This is a genomic window from Janthinobacterium sp. BHSEK (assembly GCF_056174685.1).
In genome coordinates, this window is the sequence record NZ_JBWBYV010000014.1 from 16,726 (window position 1) to 34,703 (window position 17,978).

General features: G+C 66.1%; 14 protein-coding genes. 7 read left to right on the plus strand and 7 right to left on the minus strand.

Going from position 1 to position 17,978, the window contains the following annotated elements; genetic code table 11:
- Positions 1–12 precede the first annotated feature (12 nt).
- The 3 genes from AC0V2Y_RS06640 to AC0V2Y_RS06650 are packed head-to-tail and all read left to right on the plus strand — an operon-like array spanning position 13 to position 5,097.
- Positions 13–3,111: a MexW/MexI family multidrug efflux RND transporter permease subunit gene (locus AC0V2Y_RS06640; protein WP_475416994.1), complete on the plus strand. Its 3,099-nt coding sequence runs from the start codon at positions 13–15 to the stop codon at positions 3,109–3,111.
- Positions 3,108–4,496 carry an efflux transporter outer membrane subunit gene (locus tag AC0V2Y_RS06645; RefSeq protein WP_475416993.1) on the plus strand — a complete coding sequence of 463 codons (1,389 nt, stop codon included), beginning with the start codon at positions 3,108–3,110 and terminating at the stop codon, positions 4,494–4,496. The genes AC0V2Y_RS06640 and AC0V2Y_RS06645 overlap by 4 nt, the downstream gene beginning before the upstream one ends.
- A 25-nt stretch (positions 4,497–4,521) precedes the next feature.
- Entirely contained in the window at positions 4,522–5,097 is a 576-nt protein-coding gene (locus AC0V2Y_RS06650) for a DUF1349 domain-containing protein (protein ID WP_475416992.1), read from the plus strand.
- A 1-nt stretch (position 5,098) separates the two neighbouring features.
- On the opposite strand, the gene AC0V2Y_RS06655 is transcribed toward AC0V2Y_RS06650, so the two are convergent.
- Together AC0V2Y_RS06655 and AC0V2Y_RS06660 are read right to left on the minus strand one after the other, a co-directional pair.
- Complete coding sequence (locus tag AC0V2Y_RS06655; protein WP_475416991.1) at positions 5,099–5,497, minus strand: DUF4440 domain-containing protein; 399 nt, start codon at positions 5,495–5,497, stop codon at positions 5,099–5,101.
- A complete protein-coding gene (locus AC0V2Y_RS06660) occupies positions 5,494–6,915 on the minus strand; it encodes an MFS transporter (protein WP_475416990.1) in 1,422 nt (473 codons plus the stop codon). Before AC0V2Y_RS06660 ends, AC0V2Y_RS06655 begins: the two co-directional genes overlap by 4 nt.
- Before the next feature lie 127 nt (positions 6,916–7,042).
- Between AC0V2Y_RS06660 and AC0V2Y_RS06665 the strand changes: the two genes are divergently transcribed.
- Together AC0V2Y_RS06665 and AC0V2Y_RS06670 are read left to right on the plus strand one after the other, a co-directional pair.
- Positions 7,043–7,945: a LysR family transcriptional regulator gene (locus AC0V2Y_RS06665; RefSeq protein ID WP_475416989.1), complete on the plus strand. Its 903-nt coding sequence runs from the start codon at positions 7,043–7,045 to the stop codon at positions 7,943–7,945.
- A 115-nt stretch (positions 7,946–8,060) separates the two neighbouring features.
- A complete protein-coding gene (locus tag AC0V2Y_RS06670) occupies positions 8,061–8,894 on the plus strand; it encodes a hypothetical protein (RefSeq protein WP_475416988.1) in 834 nt (277 codons plus the stop codon).
- A 24-nt stretch (positions 8,895–8,918) separates the two neighbouring features.
- On the opposite strand, the gene AC0V2Y_RS06675 is transcribed toward AC0V2Y_RS06670, so the two are convergent.
- From AC0V2Y_RS06675 to AC0V2Y_RS06690, 4 genes are all read right to left on the minus strand, one after another.
- The gene (locus AC0V2Y_RS06675; protein ID WP_475416987.1) at positions 8,919–9,974 is read right to left on the minus strand and encodes a bifunctional nicotinamide-nucleotide adenylyltransferase/Nudix hydroxylase; all 1,056 of its coding nucleotides are present in this window, start codon (positions 9,972–9,974) and stop codon (positions 8,919–8,921) included.
- Positions 9,971–11,686 carry an NAD+ synthase gene (locus AC0V2Y_RS06680; RefSeq protein ID WP_475416986.1) on the minus strand — a complete coding sequence of 572 codons (1,716 nt, stop codon included), beginning with the start codon at positions 11,684–11,686 and terminating at the stop codon, positions 9,971–9,973. The genes AC0V2Y_RS06675 and AC0V2Y_RS06680 overlap by 4 nt, the downstream gene beginning before the upstream one ends.
- Before the next feature lie 95 nt (positions 11,687–11,781).
- Positions 11,782–12,294 carry a ClbS/DfsB family four-helix bundle protein gene (locus AC0V2Y_RS06685; protein ID WP_475416985.1) on the minus strand — a complete coding sequence of 171 codons (513 nt, stop codon included), beginning with the start codon at positions 12,292–12,294 and terminating at the stop codon, positions 11,782–11,784.
- Positions 12,294–12,938: an ArsR/SmtB family transcription factor gene (locus AC0V2Y_RS06690; protein ID WP_475416984.1), complete on the minus strand. Its 645-nt coding sequence runs from the start codon at positions 12,936–12,938 to the stop codon at positions 12,294–12,296. The genes AC0V2Y_RS06685 and AC0V2Y_RS06690 overlap by 1 nt, the downstream gene beginning before the upstream one ends.
- Positions 12,939–13,001: 63 nt before the next feature.
- On the opposite strand from AC0V2Y_RS06690, the gene AC0V2Y_RS06695 reads away from it, so the two are divergent.
- A complete protein-coding gene (locus AC0V2Y_RS06695) occupies positions 13,002–13,490 on the plus strand; it encodes a DUF2938 domain-containing protein (protein ID WP_475416983.1) in 489 nt (162 codons plus the stop codon).
- Positions 13,491–13,500: 10 nt separating this feature from the next.
- On the opposite strand, the gene AC0V2Y_RS06700 is transcribed toward AC0V2Y_RS06695, so the two are convergent.
- Positions 13,501–15,948, minus strand: a complete 2,448-nt coding sequence (locus AC0V2Y_RS06700) for a DUF3772 domain-containing protein (protein WP_475416982.1) — start codon at positions 15,946–15,948, stop codon at positions 13,501–13,503.
- Positions 15,949–16,216: 268 nt separating this feature from the next.
- Here AC0V2Y_RS06700 and AC0V2Y_RS06705 point away from each other — a divergent pair, with 268 nt between their 5' ends.
- Positions 16,217–17,839 (plus strand): methyl-accepting chemotaxis protein, encoded by a 1,623-nt coding sequence (locus AC0V2Y_RS06705; protein WP_475416981.1) that lies wholly within the window; start codon positions 16,217–16,219, stop codon positions 17,837–17,839.
- Positions 17,840–17,978: the final 139 nt, after the last annotated feature.

The window sequence follows — 17,978 nt, forward strand, 5'->3', positions numbered from 1 at the left end:
GGAGCGCACACGATGAAATTTACCGATTTATTCGTGCGCCGCCCCGTGCTGGCGCTGGTGATCAGCACCTTGATCCTGATGCTGGGCGTGATCGCCATCCTGCAGCTGCCGATCCGCCAATACCCGATGCTCGAATCATCGACCATCACCGTGAAAACCACGTATCCGGGCGCCTCGGCGGAACTGATGCAGGGTTTTGTGACGCAGCCGATTGCGCAAGCCGTATCGTCGGTGGAAGGCATCGATTACCTGACCTCGTCGTCGGTGCAGGGCAGCAGCACGGTCACCGTGCGCATGGAATTGAACCGCGATTCCACGCAGGCGCTGACGGAAGTGATGGCCAAGGTCAACCAGGTGCGCTACAAGCTGCCCGAAGGCGCCTTCGACCCCGTCATCGAGCGCTCGGCCGGCGATTCCTCGGCCGTCGCCTACGTGGGCTTTGCCAGCGACAGCGTCTCGGCGCCCGCGCTGACCGATTATCTGGCGCGCGTGGTGCAGCCCATGTTCGCCACCATCGACGGCGTGGCGAAGGTCGACGTGTATGGCGGCCAGCAGCTGGCCATGCGCCTGTGGATCGACCCGGCCAAACTGGCGGCGCGCGGCTTGACGGCGGCCGACGTGGCCGACGCCGTGCGGCGCAATAACTACCAGGCGGCGCCCGGCAAGGTGAAGGGACAATTCGTCGTCTCCAACATCAGCGTCAACACGGATCTGACCAGCGTGGAACAATTCCGCGACATGGTCATCCGCAAGGGCGGCGATGAAAAGGACAGCGCATCGCTCGTGCGCCTGAAAGACGTGGGCACGGTGGAACTGGGCGCCGCCGCCACGGAAACGAGCGGCATCATGGATGGCGTGCCTGCCGTGTACCTGGGCCTGTCGCCCACGCCCGGCGGCAACCCGCTGGTGATCGTCGACGGCATCAAAAAACTGCTGCCGGAGATCCAGAAAACCCTGCCGCCCGGCGTAAAAGTGGAGCTGGCGTTCGAAACGGCGCGCTTCATCCAGTCGTCCATCGAGGAGGTGGCGCACACCCTGCTCGAAGCGCTGCTGATCGTCGTCATCGTCATCTATCTGTGCATGGGTTCCTTGCGCTCGGTGCTGATTCCCGTCGTGACGATACCGCTGTCGATGCTGGGTGCGGCGGCGCTGATGCTGGCCTTCGGCTTCAGCATCAATCTGCTCACCCTGCTGGCGATGGTGCTGGCCGTGGGCCTGGTGGTCGACGACGCCATCGTCGTGGTGGAAAACGTGCACCGGCATATCGAGGAAGGCAAGACGCCCGTGGCGGCCGCGCTGGTCGGTGCGCGCGAAGTGGCCGGCCCCGTGATCGCCATGACGATCACGCTGGCGGCCGTGTATGCGCCGATCGGCATGATGGGGGGTCTCACGGGCGCGCTGTTCAAGGAATTCGCGCTCACTTTGGCCGGCGCCGTGGTGGTGTCGGGCGTGGTGGCGCTGACCCTGTCTCCCGTGATGAGCTCATTGCTGCTGCAGCCGAAACAATCGGAAGGGCGCATGGCCCGCGCCGCCGAGCATTTCTTCGAGGGTTTGACCAGCCGCTATGCGCGCCTGCTGGACCGCTCATTGCACCACCGCTGGTGGAGTGCCGGTTTCGCCGCGCTGGTGATGGTGAGTTTGCCGTTTTTGTACCTGCTGCCGCAGCGCGAACTGGCACCGGCGGAAGACCAGGCCAGCGTCTTGACGGCCATCAAGGCGCCGCAGCACGCCAACCTCGATTACGTCGAACGCTTTTCGTACAAGCTCGATGCCATCTACAAGAACATCCCCGAAACGCACTCGCGCTGGATCATCAACGGCGGCGAAGGCCCCGCATCGAGCATCGGCGGCATCAACCTGACGCCGTGGGCTGAACGCGCGCGCAACGCGGCCGTCATCCAGGCCGAATTGCAGCACGCCGTGGGCGACGTGGAAGGCACCAGCATCTTCGCCTTCCAGCTGGCGCCCTTGCCGGGATCGAGCGGCGGCTTGCCCGTGCAGATGGTCTTGCGCAGCGCGCAGGATTACGCCACCCTGTTCCGCACCATGGAAGACGTCAAGCAGCGCGCGCGCGACAGCGGCCTGTTTGCCGTCGTCGACAGCGACCTCGATTACAACAACCCCGTCGTGAAGGTGCGCGTGGACCGCTCGAAGGCCAACAGCCTGGGCATCCGCATGCAGGACATCGGCGAATCGCTGGCCGTGCTGGTGGGCGAAAATTATCTGAACCGCTTCGGCATGGATGGCCGCGCGTACGACGTCATCGCGCAAAGCCCGCGCGAACAGCGACTCACGGCGCAAGCCCTGACGCAGCAGTACGTGCGCGCCGACGATGGCAGCCTGCTGCCCCTGTCCGCCGTCGTCTCGGTAACGGAGCAGATCGAGCCGAACATGCTGACGCAGTTCAACCAGCAGAACGCGGCCACCTTCCAGGGCGTACCGGCGCCAGGCGTGACCCTGGGCGACGCCGTCGCCTTCCTCGATGGCGTGGCCAAGACCCTGCCGCCCGGCTTCAGCTACGACTGGCAATCGGACGCGCGTCAGTTCGCCACGGAAGGCAATGCGTTGCTGCTGGCCTTCCTGGCGGCCGTCGTCGTCATTTACCTGGTGCTGGCGGCGCAGTATGAAAGCCTGACGGACCCTTTGATCATCCTGATCACGGTACCGCTGTCGATTTGCGGCGCCCTGATTCCGCTGGCCCTCGGCTACGCCACCGTGAACATCTACACGCAGATCGGCCTGGTGACCCTGATCGGCCTGATCAGCAAGCACGGCATCCTGATGGTGGAATTTGCCAACGAATTGCAGGTGCATGAACGGCTCGACCGCATCACGGCCATCCGCAAGGCGGCGCAGATCCGCCTGCGCCCGATCTTGATGACGACGGCCGCCATGGTGGTGGGCCTGGTGCCGCTGCTGTTCGCTTCCGGCGCGGGTGCCAACAGCCGCTTCGGCCTGGGCGTGGTGATCGTCTCGGGCATGTTGATCGGCACCTTCTTTACCCTGTTCGTGCTGCCCACCGTGTACACCTTTCTGGCCCGCCGCCACACGGCCGACCATGCCACGCCGCGCGCCCGCGACCTGTCGCAGGCGCTGAAGGAATCCCCATGAAAAATTACCGCTATCTCATCTCCCTTTTCCCCGTGCTGGCCGGTTGCGCCGTCGGCCCCGCCTACGTCACGCCGGGCACGCCCGCCATCGCCCTGGCCAGCCCGCAGCAGGCGCAGTTTGCGCCAGGTCCAACGGCTGCCAGCAGCGCCGCGTGGTGGACGTTTTTCGACGATGCACGGCTGTCGCAGCTGATCGCCAGCGCGCTCGAACACAACCTCGATATCGCCCAGGCACAGGCGAATCTGCTGGCCGCGCGCGCCGTCTTCGACGAGCGCCGGCTCGACGAACTGCCCATCGTCACGGGCCAGGCCGGATGGCAGCGCACGATGCAGCAAAACACGCCCGACAGCCGCGCCGCCAGCACGAATACGCGCGTGGGATTCGACGCGCAATGGGAGATCGACCTGTTCGGCCGCCTCGCGCACATGAGCCGTTCGGCGCAGGCGCGCGCCGACGCCGCGCAGGCCGATTTGCGGCAGGTGCGGCTGACGATCGCCGCCGAGGTGGCGCGCAATTACTACGAGGCCCTGGGCTACCAGCAAAACCTGGCGCTGACGCAGGCGCAGATACAAAGCTGGCGCGACACGGTGGCATTGACCGACGCGCGCATCCGCGCCGGCAGCGGCTTGCCGGAAGAACGCCACAACGCGCTGGCCAACCTGGCGCGCAGCGAGGCGGCCTTGCCGCCCCTGCAGGCGGGGTTACGGCAGGCGCAGTACCGGCTCGATGTCTTGAGCGGCCAAGCGCCGGGTGCCATCGCGCTGGCCACCACGCCGCGCCAGCAGGCGCCGCTGGCCGGCCAGCTGCCCCTCGGTGACGTGAATCAGCTGATCAAGCAGCGGCCCGACGTGGTGCGCGCCGAACGCCTGCTGGCCGCTTCCAGCGAAGACGTGGGGGCCGCCACGGCCGACCTGTATCCGCGCCTCAGCCTCGGCGGCTTTTTAGGCTTCTTCGCCCTGCGCGGCAGCGGCGTGTTCGATGGCGGCGCGCGCGCGGTCGAGGTGGCGCCCTCCGTCAGCTATCCGGCCTTCCGCCTGGGCAGCGTCAGGGCACGCTTGCGCGGCACGCGGGCCGAGGCGCAGGGCGCCCTGGCGCGCTATGAACAGACGATGTTGTTGGCGCAGGAAGACGTGGAAAACGCCGTCACGCAGCTGGCGGAAAACCAGACGCGCTTGGCCTCCCTGCTGGAATCGGCGCGCCATGGCAATGCGGCCCTGGGCATCGCCAGCACGCGCTATCAGGGCGGTGCCGGCAGCTACCAGGCGGTGCTGGAAAACCAGCGCGCCTTGTACGATATCCGGCGCGAAGCGCTGCTGGCGGAAACGGCGTCCTACATCGATGCGATCGCCCTGTACAAGGCGCTGGGATGGGGGCAAACTATGTAGCATTTTTCGATCAGGAGGAAATCCGATGTTCACGCAAGGCAGCTGGCTCAATCCACCGGAAAACTGGTCCGCCGACGGCGCGCAGCTGCACGTGACGACGGATGCGAACACGGATTTCTGGCGCAAGACTTCGTATGGTTTTATCCGCGACAGCGGCCACTTTTTCGGCACTGAAATCGACGGCGATTTCACGGCGCAGCTGCACGTGGCGGCACAGTATTCCGCGCTGTACGACCAGGCCGGCATGATGGTGCGCATCGACGAGCAACACTGGCTCAAATGCGGCGTCGAATTTTCCGACGGCCAGCTGCTGTTGAGCACCGTGCTGACGGTGGACAAATCGGATTGGGCCGTCAGCCTGGCGCCCGCCATGCCGGACGGTTTCTGGCTGCGCGTGACGGTGGAAAAGGGCGTGATCCGGGTGCAGTATTCGACCGATGGATTGCGCTGGCCGCTGCTGCGCCTGGCGCCGTTTCCTGCGGCATCCCGCTACCGCGTCGGGCCCATGTGCTGCACGCCGGAACGCGGTGGCCTGGAGGTGGTGTTTTCGCAGTTTGCCACCGGTCCCGCGCTGCAAAAAGGCTTGCATGATTTGAGTTAAGTTAAACCGCCCACGTCTCGTGCAAATGGCGCCACAGCAGCTCGCCGGCAGGCGTTTTTTCATACACGACGGTCGACAGGCGCTCCGTGTTTTCTGCGCCGGGCATGGACTGAAACTCACGGTAGGAGACGGTGGCGCCGGCAGCGCTTTCCTGGATTAAAACGAGGTCGGAAAGTCGCATCTGCAAACCCGGACGGCTGCCCCCGGCGGCGCGGAAAAACGCCGCCAAACCGGCGCCATCGAGCTGCTTGCCAGCGGGCGCCACCATCGTGAAACCGGGCGAGAAACGCGCGAGCAAACCGGCGCAATGTTGCGGCGCCGTGGCTGCGCCGGAAAGCCACTCGCGGATCAGCACATGCGTGGATAAAACGTCGTCAAAATAAAGATTTGTAGCATTCATTTTTTGCTTGCTCCATGGTGATGTAAAAGGTCGAGAACGGCGCGGTTATCGATGCGCAGGCACAGCGCCAAAGGCAGCACGCACGCGCTGGCGGCAAGCGCAAAGCACCAGTGAAACACCTGCGCCGCGCGCGCATGCAGGGCGGGGTCGTCCAGGCTGCCGATGCCCTGCGCCGCCAGCAAGCCGTTGAGCAGTACGCTGAGCAGCGCCACGCCCAAGCAAAAACCCAGCTGGCGGTTGATATTCCACACGGCGCTCGCTTGGCTCAGTTGCGCGTCCGGCGTGCGCAAGAAGGCCGTGCTTTGCGCCGTGCTGCTGCACAAGCCGCCGCCAAAACCCATGACGGCATAGGCGCCGGCCAGCCAGAACAACTGATCGGCCGCATCCACCCGCAGCAGCATCAGCATGCCCGCCGCCTGCAGCAGGGCACCAGCGATGAACAGGGGCTGCGGCCCCACGCGGCGGTAGCTTTTGCCCGTCAGCGAAATGGCCGCAAACGAGGCCAAGGCCCACGGCAGCATCAGCGCGCCCGCCGTCGATGCCGGCATGCCCAGCACGCCCTGCAGGTACAGCATGGCCAGCAGGCTCACCCCCATGAACACGCCGGGCACCAGCAGATACATGAGCATGGCAATGCGCAGCAGCGGTTCGGCGGCCAGGCGCAGGTTGAGCAGCGGCGTCGACTTGCGCAATGCGCCGCGCACATAGCCCCACGCGCAGGCGGCGCCCAGCGCCAGCACGCCGGCACCGGCCAGCAGCTCGCCCGGCGTACCGAGCATGGTCAAGCCCAGCAACAGCAGCAAGATCGCCGTGCTGCCCGCCAGCAGGCCGCCCACGTCGAGACGGGGCACGGCCGCGCGGGGCGGATCGGGACGCAGCCAGCAGGCGGCCAGCAGCAGCGCCAGCGCCGCGAACGGCACGTTCAAATAAAAAATCCAGCGCCAGGAAAGACTATCGACGATCACGCCACCCAGGGCAGGCGACAGCGCGGGCGCCAGCAAGCCCACCAACATGATGACGGAGGACAGGCCGGGGCGCTCCGCAGGTTGATACAGCTGGTAGGTCATGCTTTGCCCCAGCGGGATCAGCAAGCCGCCGCCCAGGCCCTGCACGCAGCGCCAGGCGATCAGCGCCTCGATCGAGGGCGCCAGGCCGGCGCCGATGCTGGCGCATAAAAAAGTTAGCAACGATGCCATGAACACGGTTTTGCTGCCATAATAGGCAGCCAGCCAGGCGCTGGCGGGGATGACGATGGTCAGGCCGAGGATGTAGGCGGTGCTGATCCAGGCCAGCTGCGCCACCGAGGCGTGCAGGGCATGGCCGATGTCGGGATAGGCGACGCTGGTGATGAACATGTTGATCAGGTCGACGAAAAACCCCAGCAGATAGATGGCCGCCACTTTTTTGCGATAGTCCATGGTGCTCCGAATGGCAAACGGCCAGCTTAAGCGCCCACCGCCATTTGCGTAACGGGCCAGCCCCGATTACACTGTCAAACTTATTTTGACAAACCCCTGCAAACCGCATGTCTACCTACTCTTCATCATGATCAGTCTTGACCGCCTGGGTATTTTCATCGCCATCGTCGACGCCGGTTCGCTGACGGCGGCCGCCGCCGTGCTGGGCCAGAGCAAGGCCGTCGTCAGTTTTAATTTGAAACAGCTGGAGGCGGAGCTGGGCGTGTCGCTGCTCACGCGCAGCACGCGCAGCCTGGCGCTGACGGACGTGGGGCGGCGCTTTTACGAGGATTGCCAGCGCGTGCTGAGCGAAGCGCATGGCGCCATCGAGACGGCGCGCCAGGGCCAGCAGGGCTTGCGCGGCACCCTGCGCCTGACCACCACCGTCGAATACGGCAGCCGCACGGTGATCCCCGCGCTGATCGCCTTTGCCGCCGCCCACCCGCAGCTGCAGATCCAGCATTCGTCTTCATCGTCGCATGAAGACCTGATCTCGGGCCGCTACGACCTGGCCATCCGCATGGGTTCCCTCAACGATTCGAGCTACCGCGCCGCGCTGATCGAGCCGTACGCGATCTGGCCCGTCGCCTCGCCCGCCTACCTGGCCAGCCGGCCCGGCAGGGACATCGCCAGCTTGGACGACTTGCAGCGCGCGCGCTGGCTGGCGCACAGCCGCCTGGCCTCGCCGCTGCGCTGGGACGTGCACACGCCGGACGGCCCGGCCGCCTTCGTCGCGCAGGACGACGCCGCCATCCATTCCGACTCCGCCTCGGCCCTGCTGGGCTTTGCGCTGGGCGGCTGCGGCGTGGCCCTGCTGCCGCAGTGGCTGGTGGAAGGGGAGGTGCGCGCGGGACGCCTGCGCCGCCTGCTGCCCGACGTCGTCTTCCCGCAGCAGGGCGTGTATGCCGTGTATCCGAACACCCAGCATATTGCGGAAAAGGTGCGCGCCTTTATCGACTTCTTGCGCGCGTTCGTGGGTACGCCGGACTGAGGTTTCACTTCGTCAATACTTGATAAACACAACGATTTCCAAGGGGCAAACGGGCGCCCTTTTCGGTGTGCACGGCCTACACTGAAAGGACGTTGTTCATCGAATGGAGACCATCATGGCACATACATTGGCAGCAGTTTTCGCCGTGCGCGACATGGCCGAGCGCGCCCGGCACGACCTGATCACGGCGGGCTTCCCCAGCGCCAGCATCCGCCTGCACGATGCGGGCAGCGACGACTTTTCCGCCACGGAAAATATCCGCCGCGACGACAGCGACAGCCTGCTCGATAGCATCAAGCATTTCTTTACGGACCTGTTCGGCAGCCATGCCGACCGCCACATCTATGCGGAAGCCGTGCGGCGCGGACACGTCGTGCTGACGCTGGAGGGAGCGAGCGACGCCGATCTCCAGCGCGCCACCGACCTCGTCGAGCGCTACGCGCCGCTCGACATCGATGCGCACGCCGAGCACTGGCGCGCCGGCGGCTGGCAAGGCGCACCGCACAACGACAGCGCGACGCGCCAGGGCGCCAGCATGCAGTCCGGCGCGCCATCGCAGCAGGGCACGTCCGCTGGCAATATCAACGAGGCGCCAGGGTCGCAGCAGTTTGCCAGCGACATGGCATCGCCGCCGTCGCCGTCCGGCGCGGGCGCCAACGTGCGCCGCTATCCGGGCGCCGACAACCTGCCCGGCACCAGCTACGACGACGAGCAGTACTACCGCAGCCACTGGAGCGCCACCTATGTCGCCACCGGCGCGCGCTTCGAGGACTACGATCCCGCCTACCGCTATGGCCATTCCATGGCCAACAGCGACAGCTACCGGGGCCGCCCATGGGACGAGGTGGAAGCGGACCTGCGTTCCACGTGGGAGCACACGTATCCCCAGTCGGCGTGGGACAACTTCAAGGCGGCCATCAAGCATGGCTGGGAACGCGTGACGTCCTGACGCGCACCGAGGGGGTTGCTGCCCTCAGCGCCCCTCGTGCGTGAGCTTGAGGAAGTGGTTCAGGATGTGGAAGTGGTCTTCGAAGAATTGCTCTTCCATGGCCGGCAGCGACGCCACGGGCACCCACTGCGCCAGCGCCGCATCGTCGGCCGCCGTCACGGCCGGCAGCTGGCGCGTCTTCAGGTCGAAATAATGCGCATGCGTGATGGTGCGCCCGCGCTGGCTGCGGTCCGGGTGGTCGAACACGGCCACGCCCACCAGCGCCTCGACAAGGGTGGGCGCCAGCACGCCCAGCTGGGTTTCTTCCGCCAGCTCGCGCAGCGCCCCCTGCAGCAGCCGCTCGCGCGGCTCCAGGAAGCCGCCCGGCAAGGCCCACAGGCCCTTGCCCGGATAGCCGCCGCGGCGCACCAGCAGCACGTGGCCGCCCGTCTGCACCAGCGCGTCCACGGTGCAAAAGATGGGCGCATACGGCGCCGTGCGCCAGCGCGCCTTGTAGGCCTCGATGGCGCGGTATTCCTGCACCAGCGGCGCGTACCACGGCAGCAAGGTCCACGCTTTCAGATACTGGCCGATGGCCGCCGGCAACAGCTGCGCCACGGCGCTCAGCGACACGTCGACGTCTTCCGCCTCGAACAGCACGTTGCGGATGGCCGTCGCGCCGATCGGCGCGCCAGGGTCGATCTCCAGATTGAGCAGCTGCCAGTGCGGGAAGTGGTGCAGATAATAGCTGGTGGCGTCCTTGAAGCAGGCCACCAGGGTGACGCGCTGCGCCGCAGGCACGGTGCCCGCCACGGCGCGCCGCACGGCGTCGGCCCACAGGCCATCGTCGTAGTAATCGCGCACGGCCACGTAATGCACGCGCGCGCGCTGATCCTCGGGCAGGGTGGCGGCGATCATGGCGGCCCGCTCCTGCCACGTAAACGGATTCTTAGGGCTGCGCGCATGGAAGGCGGAACCGAGCACCACCACCACTTGCGCGGCCGTCGTCAGCGCCTTCTGCAGCAAGCCGGCGTGGCCGTTATGAAAAGGCTGGAAACGGCCGATCAGGATGGCCGCGTCGGCGGAATAGGCGAGTGTCATGCGTCGTCTCCGGTGGGATAGTGGGCGGCGATCGGCAATTGACGGCCGCTGCCAAAGGCGCGCGAGCGCACGCGGATGATGGGCGCCGCCTGGCGCCGCTTATATTCGTTGCGGGCGACCATGCCGAGGATGCGCCTCACGAGAACCCGCCCCTCGTCCGTCTCGCGCAACTGGTCGACCAGGGTCAGCGCCTGCGCGCTTTCGGCCGCCGGCAAACGCCGTCCCTCGATGTGCCACTTTAAGATTTCATCGAGCACCGGGTATGGCGGCAGGCTGTCGGTGTCGCGCTGGCCCGGCGCCAGCTCCGCCGACGGGGGTTTATCGAGCACGGCGACAGGAATCAGTTCGCGTCCGGCGCTGGCATTGATGTGGCGCGACAGGGCGAAGACCTCCGTTTTATACAGGTCGCCAATCAAGCCCAGGCCCCCGTTCGTGTCGCCGTACAAGGTGCAGTAGCCGACCGAGATTTCGCTCTTGTTGCCGGTGGTGAGCAGCAGGGCGCCGAAGGCGTTCGAGTATTCCATCAATATCGTGCCGCGCACCCTGGCCTGCAGGTTTTCCAGCGGCAGTCCCTGCAGCTTGCCGTCGAAGGCCGCCGCGTAGCCGGCTTCGTACTTCGCCACGATGTCGCGGATCGGGTGCGTGGTCAGGGCGATGCCCAAGTTGGCGCACAGGGCGACGGAATCGGTGACGGAGCCGGCGCTGGAAAACACGGACGGCATGGTGATGGCCGCCACGTTATCCGCGCCGAGCGCCTCGACGGCCAGGGCCAGGGTCAGCGCCGAATCGATGCCGCCCGAGCAGCCGACGACGACTTGCGTAAAGCGGCAGCGGCGCGCGTAGTCGCGCAAGCCGAGCACGATCTGGCGCCGTGCAAATTCGACGGCGGGGATGCCGTCCGGGTCCGGCACGGGAAACGCCGCGCCGTCCTTCTGCGCGAAACGCCCATCGGCAAAACGCAGCAGCTGGAAATCCTCGACGAAGCGGGCCGCCTCGAATTGCACGCCATCGCCCGGCGCGATGGCGAACGAGGCGCCGTCGAACACCAGCTGGTCCTGGCCGCCCACCTGGTTGACGAACAGCAGAGGCAGATTCACGCGCTGGCAGGCGGCGCCAAACACGGCGTGGCGCTGCGCGCGCTTGCCGATATCGGACGGGCTGGCATTGATGCTGACGATGAGATCAGGCCGCGCCGCGTGCAGGGCCTCAAACGGGTTGACGGCGTAGGCGCGGCCGTCGTCGTTCCAGCCATCCTCGCAAATCATGAAACCGACCTTGCAGCCGGCGATATCGAGGGTGCAGGCGCCGGGCGGGCCCGGCTCGAAATGGCGGCCCTCGTCGAAGATGCCGTAGGTCGGCAGCAGCTGCTTGTAGTACTCGGCCACGATGCGCCCGTCGCGGATGGCCAGCAGGGCGTTATACAGGGGCTTGCCGACGCCGGGGTTGGGGCGCGCCGTGCCGATGACGGTGACCAGCGCGGGCCAGCGCGTGGACGCCTGCAGCAGGGTCTCGAGCGCCTGCTGCAGGCCGCGCAGGAAGGCGGCATCCTCGAACAGGTCGCCCGGGTAATATGCGCACAGCGACAGCTCGGGGCACACCAGCAGGTCGGCACCATCGCTGCTGGCGCGGGCCATGCGCACGGTGATGGCGGCGACATTGGCGTCGAAGTCGCCCACGGTGGGATTCATCTGGGCGAGGGCGATGGTCAGCATGGTGATCCTTCAATTGGTTCCGCTTGAAACCACTATCCTGCCTGAAAAGTTTTCTGAGCGTACTGATGCAATCGTGCAAGCCTGCCGGTCGCTGCCTACATGGTCTTGCGCCAGGCCCGCAAGCGCGTGCGCGCGTTCGCATACGGCGACGCCGTATTGAACTGGATCATGCGCCCCATCGTGTAATGCGTGTACCAGGGCTGGCCATACAATTGCACGTCGTCGTGCGCGTCGATCAGCACCAGCAGCTGGTCTTTCGCCTGCTCCAGGCGCTGCAGCAAGTCGTCCATGCTCAGCTCAGCATAGTCGGCATAGAAGCGCTGCGCCAGAGCGCCGAGAGCGTTCCACGTGAAACCTTCGGCGGGAAAGGCGATGTCCTCGATGCGTTTGCCGTCGCGCAGCTGCGCGTGCCAGTGCAAGACCAGCTCGTTCCACCCCACCAGGTAGGCGAGCAGATCGCACACGCTCATGCGCGTGCCTTTCACTTGCCCCTCCAGCACGGGATCGCGCGCCAAGGCCGGCGGCACGCGCGCCAGCTCCTGCACCAGTTTCGCGTACGTGCTGTTGATGGCGTCGACCAGTTCCTGCTTGCTGTTGGGGATCGCCATCACGCCGCCCGGATCACCGGCAAGCCGGCCGCCTGCCAGTCGTCGTAGCCGCTGCCGAGGCGGCGCGCAGGCAAGCCGTGCTGGCGCAGGGCCGCCACGGCCTGCACGGACAGCACGCAGTACGGGCCGCGGCAGTAAGCGGCAATCTCTGCGTTCGCGGGCAATTCACCCAGGCGACGCTGCAAGTCGTCAAACGGAATATTGATCGCACCGGGCAAGTGGCCGGCGGCAAATTCCTGCGCGGGCCGCACGTCGAGCACGGTGATGCTGGCTTCCTGCATGCGTTCCAGCAGCTCGTCGCCCGTGATCGCTTCCACGTGGTCGCCCCGGCCCAGCGCCTGCAATTCGCTGCGCTGGTGCTGCGCATACACGTCCAGCGCATCGAGCAATTGCATGACAGGGCCGTTGCCGAGCCGGTACAGCACGCGCTTGCCGTCGCGCCGCGCCTGCACGAAACCGGCGCGCCGCAGCTGCTGCAAATGCTGCGAGGTATTCGCCACGGACAAGCCCGTCAACTCCACCAGTTGCTCCACCGCATATTCGCCGTGCGCGATCTGTTCGAGCAGGCGCAAGCGCGGTGCGCTGCCTAAAATATGGGCAAACCCGGCGGAACCGGTAAGCAATTCAATATCAGCATTTTTCATTGACACGATGCTAGCACCCTTATAACATTCAAGCAATCAATTGAATGTTATAAGGGAGACACGATGCAAATACTCTGGCTCGATGCCCTGGCGATCGGCGTGGGCGCGACGGCAGTGATGGATGTGTGGGCGGTGGCGTTAAAGCGCTTCTGGTGCATACCCTCGCTGAACTTTGCGATGGTGGGACGCTGGCTCGGCCATTTGCCGCGCGGCACCTTGAGCCACGTCAACATCGCCCAGGCGGCGCCCGTGCGCGATGAAGCCATCCTGGGCTGGACCGCCCATTACGTGATCGGCGTGCTGTTTGCGGCCGTGCTGCTGGCGCTGGTGGGACAGGAGTGGGTGCAAGGGCCGACGTTCGCGCCGGCCCTGCTGGCGGGCCTCGTGAGCGTGGCCGCGCCGTTTTGCATCTTGCAGCCGTGCATGGGCGCCGGCCTGGCCGCCAGCAAGACACCGCATCCGGCGGCCGCCCGCCTGCGCAGCCTGATGGCCCACACGGCGTTCGGCATCGGCCTGTACCTGGCGGCGCTGCTGTGGTCGACCGTGCGCTGACTCGTGCCGACTAGCTCGTCAGCGGCGGCACGGGTGCGGGCGCCGGGGCCGGCGCGGCGGCCACCGCCGGGATCAGCGGCGCCTCGGACTGCGCCGGCACGCTGCTCAGCACCATGGTGCTGGGCTTGGCGATCGCGATATGCGCCTCGTCCAGGCGCTTGAGCAGCTCGAACAGCAGGGCGCTGCGGATGCCCGACGTCAAGCGCGGCGACGAGGCATAGCCGGTGGCGTTGAACAGCAACAAGCCATTGTCGATGCCGTCGAGCTGCACATTGGGCGCCGGCGTGTCGAGCACGTCGGGATTATCGACAAACGCGGACAGGATCAGCGCGCGCGCCGCTTGCGCATCCGTGCCCAGCGGCAGCGGCAGCTTGACCTGCACCAGGCCCAGGGGATTGGCCAGGGTCACGTTGCGCACCGTCTTGGTGATGAATTCCGAGTTCGGCACGATCACCGTCGAGCGGTCGCCCAATTGGATTTCCGTGGCGCGCACATTGATGCGGCGGATATCGCCTTCCACGCCGCCCAGCGAGACCCAGTCGCCCACTTTCACGGGGCGCTCGGCCAATAGAATCAGGCCGGAAACGAAGTTCTGCACCACGGCCTGCAAGCCGAAGCCGATACCCACCGACAAGGCCGACGCCACCCACGCGATGCGTTCCAGACCGATGCCGGCCGCCGACAGGGCCAGCGCCACGGCCAGCACGCCGCCGATATAGCCGAACAGGGTGATGAACGACACTTGCATGCCGGAATCGAGATTGGTGGTCGGCAAATAGCTGTTTTGCAGCCAGCGCTTGAACAGGCCTAGCGCTACGAAGCCGACGACCAGCACCAGCAGGGCCTGGATCAGCGCGCCAGGGCGGATCGCCACCTCGCCGATGGCCAGGCCATCCTGCAGCTTGCCGACGCGCTGGAACAGCTCGCCCGGACCTTCGCCGAACGGCGCCAGCAGCAGCATCAGGGCCAGCAGCACGACGATGGCGCGGCCGATGCCCGACAGCAGCACGGCCGCCTGGTCGCGCGCCTTGGGCGTGGCCAGCACGGGGTTGACGGCGTCCGGCGGCGGCGGCGTCGAGGCCAGCAGCATGCAGATATCATCGACCAGCACCGTCAGCAGATAGGTGCTGCCCACCACCACGATGACCCAGGCGATTTGCTTGGCGACAAAGCTGCCGAAGGCCACATAGCCGACCAGCAAGCTGATGACGCTCGACGCCAGCGCCAGCCACAGCAGCACCGTGATGCAGCGCAGCCACAGCGGCGTGACCAGGGTGGCGGGATCGGCCTCGCGCAACAGGCGCCAGCAGCGCTCGGCGCGCATCAAGCCATAGGCGATGGTCGTGCTCATCACCAGGGCGACGATGCAATTGACGGCCACGGCAGTCGACAGGCCCGCATTGATGACGATGGTGACCCGTTCCGTGGCCCATACGAGCACGACGATAAAGGAAAACATCGCGGGAAAATGGCGCAAGCGGTGCGCCAGCGCGTCGGGCAAGGGCAGCAGGCGCCACGACACGCGCCACGGCGACAGCAGCGCGTGGCCCAGGCCCGCCGTGAAACCGGCAAAACAGATAATGCCGATCAAGCTGCTGAGGAAAGTCGACGTCTTTTCGGACAGGCCGCCTTCCCAGCGCAAGCCCATGGCCAGCAATTCCGCCACCAGCCCCGGCGTGGCGGCCGCCAGCACCAGCACGGCCAGCGCATGCAGCGAGCGGCGCAAGCGGCCATGCGGCACGCGCGTGGCCGTGACCACCAGCAGATAGCGCGAAGCCCAGACGCTGGCGCCGATCACGGCCACGATGCCGGCCAGCAAGCCGCCCCAGGCCGACCACGGCGTGGCGCGCGCCGCGTTGCCCAACTCCTGCCCCAGCGCCCGCAGGCGTTGCAGATTCTGCGGCAACTCCGCATGCAGCTGGTTCCAGAACGAGCCGGCCAGAATCGACGCCGTGCGCTCGCCCAGGCGCGCCTGCAACTGCGCGCGGCGCGCCGTCGACACCTGTTCCGACGCCTGCGTCGCTTCCACGGCCAGCAGGCGCGCCAGTTTGACCTGCGCGTCGAGGGCGCTGCTGGTGCGGTCCAGCTGGCTGCGCTGCGCCGCCACGTCGGGGGCATCTTTCGTGCCCGCTGCCGGCTTGCCCAGCTCGGCCAGCCGCGCCTGCACGCTCGACAGCGTGGGCGTGAGCGCCTCGGCCACCTTGTCCGCCTCGGCGCTGGCCGCCAGCGCATCGGCGCGCATCTGCGACAGGGTCGCGTCATCGAGCTCGGCCTCGCCATCGAGCGCCTTCTGGATGGCCGTGATCTGCTTGCGCAAGCCGTCGAGGCGCTGGTCGGCCGTGGCGGCATCGTCGACGGGCTGCGACCAGGCCGGTGGCGCGGCCAGCGAGCACGCCAGCAGCAGGGTCAATAGCAGCGGCAGCAGGAAGGGGAAAAAACGGAGACGGAAAGAAGTCATGCGGACCTATGGCTGAAAATGAGAAAAACGGCCGGATTGGCAGCGGCGCCGCTCATGGCGCGCCGCCCGGCGGGTGCCTGCCAATATAGCTGAAAACACCGGCAAGCCACAGGATAAGCGGAACTGGCGTGTGCCCCCAGGCGCGACTAGGCATATTGCCCTATGGAAATATCATTCAAAAAGGTCTAGGATCGTCGTCCGCTTGGCGGCGCGGCAGCCATCTGCACGCCGCCGACCTTTTCACCATTCCCTCCGTATCGAGACCGCCATGAAGTTTTTATCCCACCTGACCATCGGCACACGCCTTGCCGTGGGCTTTGCCGCCATCGGCACCATGCTGATCATCATCTCTTGCCTGGGCATTGCCATGCTGGGCAAGATCAACCAGGGCACCGGCCACATCGTGCATGACAGCATGCCCAAGATTGCGCTCGCCAACAGCGTGTCGGCCAACATCAACGACATCGCCATTGCCCTGCGCAACATGATGCTCAGCGCCGATCCGGCCGACCAGCGCAAGCAGACCGACGCCATCCTGGCCGCGCGCCAGGCGGCGGCCGGCAATCTCGGCAAGCTCGCCAGCATGCTCGATTCCGAGCGCGAACGCGCCTTGCTGGCGAAGATGAACGACGCCAACACGCGCTACGCGCAGGGGCAGGAGGTACTGCTGGCGCTGATCAAGGGCGGCACGCCGGACGACAGCAGCGCCTACCTGTACGGCCAGCTGCGCCCCGTCTTACTTGTCTACAAGCAGTTGATTGCCGAACAAATCAGCTTGCAAAACACCCTGGCCACCACGGCGGGCGACAACGCCAACACCACCTATGCCAATACGCGCACCTTGCTGATCGGCATGTCGCTGGCGGCGCTGGCCATCGCGGCGGCGTTGGCGTATGGCATCACGCGCTCGATCACCGGTCCCGTCGCCACGGCGCTGCAGGTGGCAAACACGGTTGCCGCGGGCGATTTACGCAGCCGTATCACCGTGCAGTCGAGCGATGAAATGGGGCAACTGTTGCAAGCGCTCAAGCGCATGAACGACAACCTGGCGCACACGGTGGGCACGGTGCGCGCCGGCACGGAAACGATCGCGTCGGCCTCGTCCGAAGTGGCGACGGGCAGCCTGGACCTGTCTGCGCGCACGGAGCAGCAAGCCAGTTCGCTGGAAGAGACAGCCTCATCCATGGAAGAGCTGACCTCGACCGTCAAGCAGAATGCCGACAATGCGCGCCAGGCGCACGTGCTGGCTGACACGGCCTCCGGCGTGGCGCAGCGCGGCGGCGCCGTCATCGCGCAAGTGGTGGCGACGATGCGGCAAATCGACGCCTCGTCAAACAAGATTGCCGACATCATCGGCGTCATTGACGGCATCGCCTTCCAGACCAACATTCTGGCCTTGAACGCGGCCGTGGAAGCGGCGCGCGCGGGAGAGCAGGGCCGCGGCTTTGCCGTGGTGGCCACGGAAGTGCGCAGCCTGGCGCACCGCTCGGCGGCGGCCGCCAAGGAAATCAAGACCCTGATCGACGACTCGACCCAGACCGTGGCGGCCGGCAGCGAGCTCGTGCACCAGGCCGGCAACACCATGAGCGACCTGGTCGACAGCGTGCGCCGCGTCACCGACATCATGGAAGAGATCACGTCCGCCAGCGCGGAACAGACTGCCGGCATCGAGCAAATCAACCAGGCCATCAGCGAGATGGATAACGTCACCCAGCAAAACGCGGCCCTGGTGGAAGAATCGGCGGCGGCCGCCGCCGCCATGCAGGAGCAGGCGGCCACCCTGGCGCAGGTGGTGAGCGCCTTCAAGCTCGGCGGCGTGCCAGCGGCGACCTTGCCAGCCCCTGCCGCGCCGCAACGCGCCTGCGCACCGGCGCAGTGGGAGGAATTTTAAAATAGGGCAACGGCGCGCATCATGAACATAAGATTAAATTTAACATCATTAAATTCAATTCTATGTTTACCTTCAAGATGAAGGACTGTGGACATATTCTTTCAATTAAGGACTACAATATAAAAAATATGTTCACTTC

Excerpts from the sequence above, each read along its gene's own strand:
- AC0V2Y_RS06650 (WP_475416992.1), top strand. The coding sequence starts at position 4,522 with ATGTTCACGCAAGGCAGCTGGCTCAATCCACCGGAAAACTGGTCCGCC.
- AC0V2Y_RS06645 (WP_475416993.1), top strand. The coding sequence starts at position 3,108 with ATGAAAAATTACCGCTATCTCATCTCCCTTTTCCCCGTGCTGGCCGGT.
- AC0V2Y_RS06665 (WP_475416989.1), top strand. The coding sequence starts at position 7,043 with ATGATCAGTCTTGACCGCCTGGGTATTTTCATCGCCATCGTCGACGCC.
- AC0V2Y_RS06690 (WP_475416984.1), bottom strand. The coding sequence starts at position 12,938 with ATGAAAAATGCTGATATTGAATTGCTTACCGGTTCCGCCGGGTTTGCC.
- AC0V2Y_RS06640 (WP_475416994.1), top strand. The coding sequence starts at position 13 with ATGAAATTTACCGATTTATTCGTGCGCCGCCCCGTGCTGGCGCTGGTG.
- AC0V2Y_RS06685 (WP_475416985.1), bottom strand. The coding sequence starts at position 12,294 with ATGGCGATCCCCAACAGCAAGCAGGAACTGGTCGACGCCATCAACAGC.
- AC0V2Y_RS06675 (WP_475416987.1), bottom strand. The coding sequence starts at position 9,974 with ATGACACTCGCCTATTCCGCCGACGCGGCCATCCTGATCGGCCGTTTC.
- AC0V2Y_RS06705 (WP_475416981.1), top strand. The coding sequence starts at position 16,217 with ATGAAGTTTTTATCCCACCTGACCATCGGCACACGCCTTGCCGTGGGC.
- AC0V2Y_RS06670 (WP_475416988.1), top strand. The coding sequence starts at position 8,061 with ATGGCACATACATTGGCAGCAGTTTTCGCCGTGCGCGACATGGCCGAG.
- AC0V2Y_RS06680 (WP_475416986.1), bottom strand. The coding sequence starts at position 11,686 with ATGCTGACCATCGCCCTCGCCCAGATGAATCCCACCGTGGGCGACTTC.
- AC0V2Y_RS06700 (WP_475416982.1), bottom strand. The coding sequence starts at position 15,948 with ATGACTTCTTTCCGTCTCCGTTTTTTCCCCTTCCTGCTGCCGCTGCTA.
- AC0V2Y_RS06655 (WP_475416991.1), bottom strand. The coding sequence starts at position 5,497 with ATGAATGCTACAAATCTTTATTTTGACGACGTTTTATCCACGCATGTG.
- AC0V2Y_RS06660 (WP_475416990.1), bottom strand. The coding sequence starts at position 6,915 with ATGGACTATCGCAAAAAAGTGGCGGCCATCTATCTGCTGGGGTTTTTC.
- AC0V2Y_RS06695 (WP_475416983.1), top strand. The coding sequence starts at position 13,002 with ATGCAAATACTCTGGCTCGATGCCCTGGCGATCGGCGTGGGCGCGACG.